The sequence below is a fragment of the Lentibacillus sp. JNUCC-1 genome (assembly GCF_009741735.1).
In the GTDB taxonomy this organism is placed as follows: Bacteria; Bacillota; Bacilli; order Bacillales; family Amphibacillaceae; genus Lentibacillus_B.
Map to the genome: position 1 here is coordinate 687,041 of NZ_WHOH01000003.1, position 12,617 is coordinate 699,657.

The following is a 12,617-nucleotide window of genomic DNA, read 5'->3' on the forward strand; positions in this document are numbered from 1 at the left end:
GGGTGGTTCTTCTGGATGAAACAACAGAGATTGTCATCAAAATCCTCACAGTTATTTTACTGATCATATTAACGGCATTTTTTGTAGCGACTGAATTTGCGATTGTTAAAGTAAGAGCAACACGCATTAATCATTTGATTGAAACAGGAAATAAAGGTGCAAAAAACGTAAAAAAAATCATAGAACATCTTGATGCCTATTTATCTGCATGTCAGTTGGGCATTACAGTGACAGCGCTTGGTCTTGGGTGGTTAGGGGAGCCTACCGTGCAAGCGTTGTTCACACCACTTTTTGACAGTTTAAACATGTCTCCTGCTGTAACTAAGATTGTGTCTTTTGCTGTCGCCTTTTTCATTGTGACTTTTCTGCATGTTGTGGCAGGAGAACTCGCACCAAAAACAATAGCCATCCAAAAAGCGGAAAAAGTTGCATTGTTATGTGCGAAACCCTTGATCTTCTTTTATAGGGTGATGTATCCATTCATTTGGCTTTTAAATGGTTCTTCCCGTTTGTTTATCCGTCTCTTCGGTTTTAGAGCGGTTCAAGAAAGTGAGGTAGCTCATTCTGAGGAAGAATTGCGCCTGATTCTGTCTGAAAGCTATAAAAGTGGAGAAATCAATCAAACTGAAATGACTTACGTTACGAATATATTTGATTTTGACGAACGCTCAGCCAAAGAAATTATGGTGCCGCGGACAGATATGGTTTGTTTATACAAAGACACCAGCCATCAGGAAAACCTGGACGTGATTAAAGAGCGCCAATTCACCAGGTACCCGGTAGCAGAGGGTGATAAGGATCATATTGCCGGCTTAGTTCATATAAAAGAATTAATGACATATGAATTGGCCAACGACGGGGGTTCTATTTCCAGCTTGATTCGACCCGTACTCCATATCTCTGAGGGAACGCCAATCAAGCAAGTTCTGATTTCCATGCAAAAAGAACGTATTCATATGGCCATAGTTATAGATGAATATGGGGGTACAGCTGGGTTAGTTACTGTTGAAGACATTCTTGAAGAAATTGTCGGAGAAATCCGGGATGAATTTGATACCAATGAAAAACCTATGTGGGAACAGTTGGATGAGCATACATATCTTGCAGACGGTAAGCTGCTGCTGGAAGATATTAATGAACGATTAGATACAGATCTGCACGATAAGGAAATTGACACGATCGGCGGCTGGATCCTCTCACATGATATGGATGCAGGACACGGCACAGTGATTGAACACAATGGCATTCAGTTTATAGTAGAAGAGATCGACGGCTTTCGAGTGAAAAAAGTTAAAATCATCATAGAATGATACCACAGAAACGAATTATGTTTAGATTGTGCGATTTTAGGTTAAATCCCTATTAAGAATGATACAAGGGGTGAAGCATTTTGAATTTGCATGATTATATTAAACGCCTGGAGAATGTTACAGGTGATGAGAAGAACAAAGTATTCACAATGTATTTAAACACTGACCCATCAGACCCCGATCAACAAGGGGGAGAATGGAAGATACATTTAAAAAATGGCTTGAGAAATTTTGAAAGCTATCTAAAAGAAGATGATGATAAGACAGAACTGAATCATTTCAAGCACGTGAAGGAAAAAGTTGAAAAATACATGCACGATAACGAGCAGTCCTTACAAAAAGGCGTGTTCATCTTTGCAACTGGTGACGATGAATTGTGGATAGCCGAGCGGGTGCAAATGCCTGTGAAAACCGATTTCTTTTGGGAAACGACACCTGCTTTAGACCAGCTCAAAGAATTGCATCAAACTTATCCGAAAACAGGTGTGGTCCTTGTGCAAAATGATCAGGTTAAAGTGCTGAAAGCGAATGCTAATGAAGTTGAAGACACGAAAATGTACGAGCTTAATATTGACACAGATCAGTGGCATTTGCACGAAGGTCCGCATAGAGCTGATGCTTCTATGGGTTCAGGAGGAAAGAATCTGCAGCAGGACCAATTTAAAGAACGTTTTGAGGCAAATAAACAACGCTGGTTTAAGAGCATAGCACCTAAGCTTGATAAGCAGGCAAAAGATGACGGCTGGGAAGAAATTGTCATTATGGGCGAATCGGATGAAGCGGACGAACTTGCATCTCAAATGCAAAAAAACCCGGATAAACTGATTTATAAAAACATGCTTGACCACAAAGAAGATGCAATTCTTGAAGAAATTTACAACTAACACGATTAAAGACCGAGCCAAGGTATATACCTTGGCTCGGTCTTTTCTATGCTGTCTGACATGATGGGCATAGTCCATATATTTCAAATTTATGATCGTCAATCTGATAGCCTGAAAGGGACCGTGTCAAATTGTCCATGGGGCAAAGATCAATTTCTTTCGTGGCCCCACACACGTTACATATGAAGTGATGGTGATGATCATGGGAACAACGCAACCGGAAATGTTTTTCTCCTTGCAAAGTGGTCGATTCCAATAGCCCCATTTCCTGATAGAGATGCAAATTCCGATATACCGTATCAAAACTGATTGTAGGGTAGATATTTTCCATATACGTATTGAGATCTTTTGCAGTGCGGTAGCCATCAGCCTTTTCAAAAAACCGTATAATATCCAACCGTTTATCTGTTACTTTAAAGTTATGGGTCTTAAGCATGTTGAGTGCTTCCTGTTGATTCATCTTCGTAACCCCCTTTAGGTCTTGTTGAGTGTCGTTTATATAGCAATGTTCCAATTAAAATGAGGATCGCTGTAACAACTATGGTTCCGCCCGGGGGATTCCGAGCTGGTAACCGGAAATAAGACCAATAACAACGGCCAATTCCCCAAAAACAACCGACATGATCACCATTTGCTTAAATCCCTTCACAACTCTGATGGCAGCTGCGACAGGAAGGGTCATCAAAGCGGATACAAGCAGCACACCAACAATCCGGATTGAGGCGGCAATGACGAGCGCAGTCAGAACGATAAACATCAAATGAATCCATTTGGCATGGATCCCCGAGGTTGCTGCGTGCTCCTCATCAAACGACAGGGTCATTAACTCTTTGTAAAATAAAACAAGAATGCTCACGACGAATATGGATACGCCAAGAATTACATAGAAATCTGTTTGACTGACAGCTGATACAGACCCGAATAAGTAGTTAAACAGATCCGTGTTAAACCCATTGGCCAGCGAAATGAAAATGACACTTAGTCCAACACCGCCAGATAAAATAATGGGAATTGCAAGCTCTTGAAACGCTTTGTAAACACGGCGCAAGCGCTCGATCAACACCGAGCCGCCAACTGAAAAAACCATTCCGCCATAGAGCGGAGACAACGCGAATCCCCAGGTTTTATCAAGGAACAGAGCAAATGCTATCCCGGCAAGTGTGACGTGAGACAAAGCGTCGGCTAAAAGCGACAGCCGTCTCACAACAATGAAGGAACCGAGAAGCGGGGCAATGATGCCGATTAACAACCCGGTATAAAACGTATGTCTTAAAAAATCATAATGTATAAAGTCGGAAATCAAGAGTGGGCCTCCTTCTGATGGTGATCATGGGTCACCAGCTTTACGGGATAGCCGTAAAACTTTGATAAATCCTCAGCCGTTAACGATGTGTAGTCATCTGGCTTGCCATGAAAATGCAACGTTTGATTAATGCAGACAATGTCAGTCGCGTGTTCGGTCATTGTACCTGTATCGTGTGTGACCAGGAGCATGGTGATGCCGTTGTCTTTATTCAAATGGTTCAATAAGTCGTAAAACCGGTCCACATTCTCGGCGTCAACCCCCACTGTTGGTTCGTCTAAAATCAACAGCTCCGGATCACTGACGAGTGCTCTTGCAATAAAAACACGCTGTTGTTGTCCACCGGATAGAGCACCAATGTTCCTGTGGGTAAACTCCCCCATCCCGACTTGTTCAATCGCTGAAATGATTTTCTTTTTATGCTTTTTGGTTAAAAACTTCAAATAACCGACTTTTGAAGTCAGTCCCATTGAAACAACCTCATAAACAGTCGCAGGAAATCCTTTATTAAATGCGTTTGATTTTTGTGATACAAATCCAATCTTATCCCAGTTTTTGAACTGCTGAATGGGCTGGCCAAATAACTGAATATCCCCTTTTTGCGGCTTGAGCAAGCCGAGCATCAATTTTATTAAAGTTGTTTTTCCGCCGCCATTCGGACCTGTGACCCCCATAAAAGCACCGCGGGGAAGTTCAAAATCTATATGATGAAGAACGTTTGTTTTTTCATATGTGTAAGCGACGTTACGCATGGTAATGACTGGTTGTTGCATGGGGTTCAGCCTCCTTATCGTTAATAGGATGTAGCAGTGTCAAGCACTTGCAGATTGTCTTTCATAATCGACAAATAGTCCCGGCCATTGTCGATGTCGTTTTCAGTGAGCACGCTCAAATTATGGATGACGAGCGCTTCTGCACCAATATTTTCCTGAATGATTTCAGCGACTCTGTTAGATGTGTTTTGTTCAAAAATCATATATTTAACGTCATATGCTTTAGCCTGTTCAATAATCGATACGAGCTGTTTTTGAGAAGGTTCTTCGCTTGAAGACAGACCGCTTACCGGTATTTGCTCAATGCCGTATCGCTCTTCCCAATACCCATAAGCAGCATGGGAAACCACGATCTGACGTTTAGGGTTATTTTGGAGTGTGTGTTGAAAGTCCTGATCCAAATCTTCAAGGTCGTTTTTTAATGACTTGAAGTTTGTTTTAAATTCGTCTGCGTGAGCTGGATCGAGTTCAATCAGAGCTTCCTTCACAATGTCAGCCATATTTGTCATTCTTATGGGGTCAAACCAGATATGTGGGTCATGATCACCATGATCATGACCGTCATGTTCATGGTGATCATGATGACCTTCTGCAAACAATTCATGGTGTTGGCCGATTTCCACGAGCATAGGACTGTCCTCATTTGAAGTCAGTGCCCCGGCTGCAGTTTCGGCAAAGCTCTCCATCCCCATTCCCAAGTATATAAAAGCATCACTGTCCGCAATGTCTGTCATGTCTTTTGCAGATGGTTCATACGTGTGGGCATCTACACCGGGTGGGTAAATGGTTTTGGCAACGATATGACCGGCTCCTATACGCTCAACAGCATATTGTATCGGATAGATAGATGTATAGATGGTTAAATGTGCCTGCTTACCCTCAGCGTCATTTGTGCTGCACGCAGTTGCTATGAGCACCAAGCATGAGAGTAAAATCAATAGTGGAGATAAACGCTTCATTGCTGTATAATCCTCTTTTCATTACAAGTGATCATTATTATATCGGAATCATTCCGATTTGTAAATCATAATTGTTACGATTTAATGACCAAACCGTATTAAAATTTGATTTTTATACAGTAGGGGGTATAGTATAAGTGTGAAGACATTTAATGCATTTATCTTATATATAGAGGGAGCGATGGCATATGAAACATGAGCATCCGGTTGTTCCAAGAACCGATGAGGAAAAGACGGCCCTTGTCAACCGTCTCAAACGGATTGAAGGGCAGGTAAGAGGGATTCAAAAAATGATTGAAGAAGATCGGTATTGTGTTGATGTTCTTGTTCAAATCAGTGCAATTAATGCTGCTTTGAAAAAAGTTGGTTTTACATTGACCGAACGACATATGAAACATTGTGTGAGCGATGCTGTTCAGTCAGGTGAAGGCGATGTTGCGATAGAAGAATTAATGGATGTCCTGAAACAATTCAGCAAATAAAGGGGTGGCAATATGAGCACAACAAAACATGCTGATCTGGGTGTCACCGGGATGACCTGTGCTGCCTGTTCAGCACGAATTGAAAAAGTGCTGAACAAGATGGACGGCGTCTCAGCAGAAGTGAATCTAACGACTGAAAAAGCAACGATTGATTACAATCCGGAACAGACGGATATCGATGCCATTTCGTCCCGCATAGAAAAGCTCGGTTACGGCGTTCTAACTGAAAAAGTTGAGCTGGATGTATTTGGCATGACCTGTGCCGCATGTTCTGCTCGAATAGAAAAGGTTTTAAATAAACAATCAGGTGTGCAAACGGCAGCTGTCAATCTGGCCAATGAATCGGCTATGATCGAATACACGCCGGGTTTGATTGATCAAGATACCCTTATTAGCCGCATCCGGAAATTAGGATATGATGCTAAAGTCAAGGCTGATGATCAGGAGAAACAAACCCATAAAGAAAAAGAGCTTAAACGCATGAAAGTCAAGCTGGTGGCTTCTGCATTGTTATCCATCCCATTGCTTATAACTATGCTGGATCACTTATTTGGCATCGCTTTGCCAGCCGTTTTTAACAATCCCTGGTTTCAGTTCGCCTTAGCCACGCCTGTGCAATTGATCATTGGGTGGCAATTTTACCGGGGAGCATACAAAAACTTGCGAAATAAGAGCGCCAACATGGATGTTCTTGTAGCCCTCGGTACAAGTGCCGCTTACTTCTACAGTTTGTATGAAGCCATTAAAACCATTGGCAATCCGGGTATGCACCACACCTTTATTTCGAGACAAGTGCGATCTTAATTACGCTGATTCTGTTTGGGAAATACTTGGAGGCTAACGCAAAAGGAAAAACAACCCAAGCCATCGCGAAGCTTCTGAGTCTCCAAGCGAAACAAGCACGGGTGATCCGTAATGGGGAAGAAGTGATGATTCCTGCTGAAGACGTTCAGATAGGTGAGCGGATAATTGTAAAACCCGGTGAAAAGATTCCTGTTGATGGCCGAATAGAGTCGGGCAGTACATCAATTGATGAATCGATGATCACAGGAGAGTCGATCCCTGTTGAGAAACAAGTCGGAGCTGATGTAATCGGTGCGACGATGAATAAGAATGGCACCATTGAATTGACCGCAACGAAAGTCGGAAAAGATACGGCGCTTGCTTCTATTGTAAAAGCCGTAGAGGATGCCCAGGGCAGTAAAGCGCCTATTCAGCGGATGTCGGACGTTATATCCGGTTATTTCGTGCCTATAGTCGTCGGCATTGCATTATTGACCTTTATGATTTGGTATTTCGTCACAGCTGCGAACGACTTTGAAATGGCTTTAACTGTGGCGATTGCTGTACTGGTCATTGCTTGTCCATGTGCCCTTGGTCTGGCTACCCCAACATCTATTATGGTCGGAACAGGAAAAGGCGCTGAAAACGGTATACTGTTTAAAGGCGGGGAACACCTCGAGCGGACGCATCAGCTTGACACTATTATTTTGGATAAAACGGGGACCATTACAAATGGCAAGCCTGAAGTCACCCATTTTTCCGGTGATCAAGAAGCTCTGCAAATGCTGGTTAGTGCAGAGAAAGGTTCAGAACACCCGCTTGCAGATGCAATTGTCGCATATGGGCAAGAGAAGCAGGTTGAACTGCTTGATGCAGAAACATTTGAAGCTGTCCCAGGGCATGGCATCCGTGCTCGGATTGCTGGCAAAGATGTACTGGCAGGGACTCGTAAACTGATGAAGGAACAGGAAGTTGACGTTTCAGAAATGGAAGATGAACTCATCAACTACGAAACGAAAGGTCATACGGCTATGCTATTGGCAGTTGATGGTATCATACGTGGTATGGTGGCGGCAGCAGACACTCCTAAGACTACCTCTTTGGAAGCGATCAGACAATTGAAAGAAGAAGGTCTTGAGGTCATCATGCTTACCGGCGATAATGAACGAACAGCCCGCGCTATTGCTGCAGAGGTCGGAATCGACCATGTAATTGCGGAAGTGCTGCCGGAAGAAAAAGCAGCCAAAGTAGCCGTGGTTCAGAAGCAAGGCAAAAAAGTTGCCATGGTAGGGGATGGAATCAATGACGCCCCAGCTCTTGCCACAGCGGACATTGGCATTGCAATCGGTACTGGAACTGAAATTGCAATTGAGGCAGCAGACATTACAATCTTGGGCGGCGAGCTGCTGCTGATTCCAAAAGCGATCAAATTAAGCCATGCCACGATAAGAAATATCAAACAAAACCTGTTTTGGGCTTTTGGCTATAATAGCGCCGGTATTCCAATTGCAGCATTGGGATTGCTGGCACCTTGGGTCGCAGGAGCGGCCATGGCCCTTAGCTCAGTAAGTGTGGTCTCAAACGCGCTACGATTAAAACGAGTGAAAATATAAGGAGTGAAAAAGCCCTGCTGTATTCGATGAATGTCGATATACGCAGGGCTTTCAATCATCCTTCATTGAGTTCCTCTATATTCACTTCAAATTCATCAGATGGGTCATCTAGCGCATAAACACGTGCGACTTTGGCACTTTCATCCACGTGTTGAATGAAGATCTGCTGTCCATCATAATTCACACGAATCAAATCACCCGACTCCACGATCTCGCTCGCACGTTCCACATTCATCAAAAAACTCCCTCCTTCCATTTTGACGGGCCAGTCCCCTAAATCTAAAGTCACAGGGGACCGGCTCCGGATAAACTGATTTGGTAGACGCCGCGGTCTGTGGTAATTATGAAAGTGTTGCCGTTGTATTCATACAGGGAAGTGTCTTCCAGTGGAATTTCATAAGTCATATTAGGAAGGGACTGAAAATCATCGGCAGTCAATGTTTCACCGTAGCCATTTAACAGCAGAGCATACTTTGACACGTATCCATCCATTCCTTCGGGTTCTTCTGAGTATGAAATGTGATCCAGCTCTACACGAATCATATCTACGTCGTCCATTTCAATTTTTTTAATGATAATATTTTTACCATTCCATTGGTTGATTAATTCATTGAAAGCCTCAATCGATAAAAATTGCGGTTCCATCTCCATCCCTCCTATGTATAACATGCCAGCCATATAGAATTTCATGCGGCTGATCGACTGGAAAAAATCGGTGCGTCCATGTTAGTTCAGTCAGCAAAAATCATATTTTCACACGAATCTGATCTATTTGTATTGCGAAAAACTAAGGAGTCCTCTATAATGGAAAATAGGTGGATAGGCAACTATCTTTATTTTTTCAACCGAAAATGAATGAGTATTCATTCAAGCATACAGATTGGGGGATAAAACATGAACCGTACGATCAAACGTGCAGCTGTTCTCGGGTCCGGTGTTATGGGCTCTGGCATTGCAGCACACTTGGCAAATGTCGGCATTCCAACTATTATGCTGGATATCGTGCCTAAAGAATTGACTACACAGGAAGAGCAAAAGGGTTTAACCTTGGATGACGCAACTGTTCGAAATCGAATGGCTGCACAAGGAAAGAAAGCCCTGTTGAAACAAAAACCATCTTTGATCACATCGAAAGCGAGTCTTGATCTGATCGAAGTTGGGAATATGGAAGATCATATGGAGAAATTGAGCGAGGTGGACTGGATCATAGAGGTCGTAGTTGAAAACCTGGACATTAAGAAAAAGGTATTTGCCAATGTCGATAAATACCGACAGTCAGGTACAATTGTGACATCCAATACATCCGGCATTTCAGTTGAAGACATGTCAGCTGATTGCTCTGAAGACTTTCGCAAGCATTTCATGGGCACACACTTTTTTAACCCGCCCCGTTATTTAAAACTGCTTGAGATCATACCAACAAAAAGTACAGATCCAGAAGTATTGTCTTTTATGAAAACGTTTGCTGAGGATGTATTGGGTAAGGGCGTGGTCGAGGCAAAAGACACACCGAACTTTATTGCCAACAGAATTGGAACATACGGATTGCTTGTAACCGTGCAGGAAATGCTTAAAGGTGGTTATTCTGTAGGTGAAGTGGATTCAGTGACAGGTCCTATGATTGGCAGACCTAAAAGCGCGACGTTCCGGACGCTGGATGTGGTTGGTATCGATACGTTTATTCACGTGGCGAACAACGTATACCACCAAGTTGAGGGTGAAGAAAAAGAAATATTTGCAGTTCCTGACTTTATGCAAAAGCTTCATGATAAAGGCTGGATTGGCGAAAAAAGCGGACAAGGCTTTTATTTAAAGAAAAAAGGTAAAGACGGCAGTGTGATCTATGAACTAAATCCTGAAACGATGGAATATGAAGACCGTCGTAAACTCAAGACAGCTGCTACTGAAATGGCTAAACAGGAAAAAGGCTCACAACGTAAATTGAAAGCATTAATTAAAGCAAAAGATGACAAAGCGGGAAAACTGGTCTGGAACGTGTTAAAACCGACATTGCTTTATTCAGCTGAGCTTCTCGGTGATATTGCCGATGATGTTACAGCGATTGATAATGCAATGAAATGGGGCTTCGGCTGGGAAATGGGTCCATTTGAAACGTGGGATGCCATTGGTGTAGCTAAATCAGTCGAGCGCATGCAGAAAGAAGGCGAGACAATTCCAGACTGGATTCTGAACATGCTTGAATCCGGACATGATCAATTTTATAAAACCGAAAATGGTGATGTTTACTACTACGATCAAGGTGAATATCATAAGCAAACGTTTAACCCAAAAGAGATCCATTTAAGCCGTGTAAAAGAATCAAATGGTGTAATTAAGAAAAATGCCGGTGCAAGTTTAATAGATTTGGGGGACGGCGTGGCGTGTCTTGAATTTCATTCTCAAAGTAACGCCATCGGTCTCGACATTATCCAAATGGTGAATTATGCGATTGAAGAAGTCGAGATGAATTATGAAGGTCTTATTATTGGCAACCAAGGCAAAAACTTCTGTGTCGGCGCAAATATCGGCATGATGCTGATGGCTGCTCAAGACCAGGATTTCTTTGAACTTGATATGGTTGTTCGTCAGTTCCAGAATATGACAATGAATATTAAATATGCACAAAAGCCCGTTGTGACAGCGCCATTTAACATGACCGTTGGAGGTGGTGCAGAGGTATCACTTCCGGCAGCGGCGATTCAGGCCTCGGCTGAAACCTATATGGGGCTGGTGGAATTCGGTGTGGGTCTTATCCCTGGCGGTGGGGGAACCAAAGAATTGTATCTGAAAGAACTGCGAGGGATCCCTCAGGATGTCGATGTTGATCTGACAAAGGTAGCATCTGATGTATTTGAGAAAATTGCCATGGCTAAAGTATCCACGTCTGCTGAAGAAGCCCGGGAAAATGGGTTTATGAGCGGAAGGGATGCCATAAGCGTTAATCCGGATCATTTGCTTTATGACGCAAAACAAAAAGTCCTTGCACTTTCTCAAACAGGGTATACAGCACCTAAGAGAGAAAAGATTCCAGTTGTGGGGGACCCCGGGTATGCAGTGATGCTGCTTGGAGCGAAAACGCTGCAATTTGGGGCTATGCTTCTGACCATGACGTCAAGATAGCTGAAAAATTAGCTTATGTTTTGTCAGGTGGCAGAATTAAGCAGGGTTCTGTTATTGATGAACAGACCATGCTGGATCTCGAACGCGAAGCATTTCTTAGTTTAATAGGAGAACCAAAAACGCAGCAGCGCATGCAGCATATGCTGATGAAAGGCAAACCGCTTAGAAACTAATTTGCAGAGGGGGAAGATAAGGTGAAAGAAGCAGTTATCGTAGCAGGTGCCAGAACACCTGTAGGAAAAGCAAACAAAGGATCACTTGCACATACACGGCCCGACGATTTAGCAGCTCTGACAATCAGGGAAACGCTGAAACGTGCCGGCAACTATGAAGGAACCATTGACGACGTTATCATCGGCTGTGCCATGCCAGAAGCTGAACAAGGCATGAACATGGCCCGAAACATTGCAGGGCTTGCCGGATTGAAGGACGATGTACCGGGAATTACGATTAATCGTTACTGTTCATCAGGATTGCAAAGCATCGCCTATGCTTCAGAACGGATTATGGTTGGCGGAAGCGACACTGTTATTGCTGGAGGGGCAGAGTCGATGAGTCTTGTCCAGATGCCCGGTCACGTGGTCAAACCTAATCCTGCGCTCGTAGAAAATGCTCCAGGATATTATATGGGGATGGGGCACACGGCTGAAGAAGTGGCACAACGTTTTAATATCTCCCGAGCAGATCAGGATGCTTTTGCAGTACAAAGTCATCAGCGCGCAGCAAAAGCAATTAAGGAAGGTAAATTTGAAGATGAAATTGTTCCCGTAGAAGTTAAGGAAAGAATTCTGGGTCAAAACAGTAAGATAGAAGAGCGCTCACAAATGTTTAAGATGGATGAAGGTGTGCGGCCAGGGACCACCGAAGAAGTACTTGCCAAATTGCGGCCGGCATTTCATGTCAGTGGCTCTGTAACAGCTGGAAATTCTTCACAAATGAGCGACGGTGCTGCATCAGTCCTTGTTATGGAACACGAAAAAGCCAAAGCAGAAGGTCTCACGCCACTGGTGAAATTCCGTTCGTTTGCTGTTGCAGGCGTAGAACCGGAGATCATGGGTGTCGGTCCTGTCGAAGCCGTTCCAAAGGCATTGAAACTTGCAGGTCTAGAACTTTCGGATATTGGACTATTCGAATTGAATGAGGCGTTTGCTTCTCAATCTGTTCATGTCATTAATCAGCTGGGGTTGGATCCATCGATTGTCAATGTCAACGGCGGTGCGATCGCACTTGGTCATCCGCTTGGGTGTACTGGAACAAAACTAACTCTGACACTGGTACATGAAATGAAAAGGCGCAATGTCCAGTTTGGCGTCGTAACGATGTGTATTGGCGGCGGAATGGGTGCTGCCGGGGTATTTGAATTAATGTAAATTGAGTCCAATCCTATAAA

Annotated in this window: 9 protein-coding genes and 3 pseudogenes; 6 read left to right on the forward strand and 6 right to left on the reverse strand. The window is 43.4% G+C overall.

Annotated features, from left to right (window positions below; genetic code table 11):
- Nucleotides 1–11: 11 nt before the first annotated feature.
- Nucleotides 12–1,310 (forward strand): hemolysin family protein, encoded by a 1,299-nt coding sequence (locus JNUCC1_RS13920; protein ID WP_156647128.1) that lies wholly within the window; start codon nt 12–14, stop codon nt 1,308–1,310.
- Nucleotides 1,311–1,390: 80 nt separating this feature from the next.
- Nucleotides 1,391–2,194, forward strand: a complete 804-nt coding sequence (locus JNUCC1_RS13925; RefSeq protein ID WP_156646031.1) for a VLRF1 family aeRF1-type release factor — start codon at nt 1,391–1,393, stop codon at nt 2,192–2,194.
- Between the two features lie 46 nt (nt 2,195–2,240).
- Here the strand turns inward: JNUCC1_RS13925 and JNUCC1_RS13930 are convergent, their stop codons facing one another.
- The 4 genes and pseudogenes from JNUCC1_RS13930 to JNUCC1_RS13945 form a co-directional block, all read right to left on the reverse strand.
- Complete coding sequence (locus JNUCC1_RS13930) at nt 2,241–2,654, reverse strand: Fur family transcriptional regulator (RefSeq protein ID WP_156646032.1); 414 nt, start codon at nt 2,652–2,654, stop codon at nt 2,241–2,243.
- Nucleotides 2,623–3,497: pseudogene (locus JNUCC1_RS13935) on the reverse strand (metal ABC transporter permease). The gene JNUCC1_RS13930 and the pseudogene JNUCC1_RS13935 overlap by 32 nt, the downstream one beginning before the upstream one ends.
- On the reverse strand, nt 3,494–4,270 hold the full coding sequence (locus JNUCC1_RS13940; RefSeq protein WP_156646033.1) for a metal ABC transporter ATP-binding protein: 777 nt from the start codon (nt 4,268–4,270) through the stop codon (nt 3,494–3,496). Before JNUCC1_RS13940 ends, JNUCC1_RS13935 begins: the two are co-directional and overlap by 4 nt.
- 20 nt (nt 4,271–4,290) lie before the next feature.
- Nucleotides 4,291–5,229 carry a metal ABC transporter solute-binding protein, Zn/Mn family gene (locus JNUCC1_RS13945; protein WP_156646034.1) on the reverse strand — a complete coding sequence of 313 codons (939 nt, stop codon included), beginning with the start codon at nt 5,227–5,229 and terminating at the stop codon, nt 4,291–4,293.
- A 188-nt stretch (nt 5,230–5,417) separates the two neighbouring features.
- On the opposite strand from JNUCC1_RS13945, the gene JNUCC1_RS13950 reads away from it, so the two are divergent.
- Nucleotides 5,418–5,711 (forward strand): metal-sensing transcriptional repressor, encoded by a 294-nt coding sequence (locus JNUCC1_RS13950; RefSeq protein WP_156646035.1) that lies wholly within the window; start codon nt 5,418–5,420, stop codon nt 5,709–5,711.
- Between the two features lie 12 nt (nt 5,712–5,723).
- Nucleotides 5,724–8,107: pseudogene (locus tag JNUCC1_RS13955) on the forward strand (heavy metal translocating P-type ATPase).
- Between the two features lie 55 nt (nt 8,108–8,162).
- On the opposite strand, the gene JNUCC1_RS13960 reads toward JNUCC1_RS13955, so the two are convergent.
- Both JNUCC1_RS13960 and JNUCC1_RS13965 read right to left on the reverse strand, forming a co-directional pair.
- Nucleotides 8,163–8,342 carry an H-type small acid-soluble spore protein gene (locus JNUCC1_RS13960; protein ID WP_156647129.1) on the reverse strand — a complete coding sequence of 60 codons (180 nt, stop codon included), beginning with the start codon at nt 8,340–8,342 and terminating at the stop codon, nt 8,163–8,165.
- A 50-nt stretch (nt 8,343–8,392) separates the two neighbouring features.
- Nucleotides 8,393–8,752: a hypothetical protein gene (locus tag JNUCC1_RS13965; RefSeq protein ID WP_156646036.1), complete on the reverse strand. Its 360-nt coding sequence runs from the start codon at nt 8,750–8,752 to the stop codon at nt 8,393–8,395.
- A 249-nt stretch (nt 8,753–9,001) separates the two neighbouring features.
- On the opposite strand from JNUCC1_RS13965, the pseudogene JNUCC1_RS13970 reads away from it, so the two are divergent.
- Together JNUCC1_RS13970 and JNUCC1_RS13975 are read left to right on the forward strand one after the other, a co-directional pair.
- Nucleotides 9,002–11,400: pseudogene (locus tag JNUCC1_RS13970) on the forward strand (3-hydroxyacyl-CoA dehydrogenase NAD-binding domain-containing protein).
- A 21-nt stretch (nt 11,401–11,421) separates the two neighbouring features.
- Nucleotides 11,422–12,597 (forward strand): acetyl-CoA C-acetyltransferase, encoded by a 1,176-nt coding sequence (locus JNUCC1_RS13975; RefSeq protein ID WP_331713791.1) that lies wholly within the window; start codon nt 11,422–11,424, stop codon nt 12,595–12,597.
- The last annotated feature ends 20 nt before the right edge of the window (nt 12,598–12,617 follow it).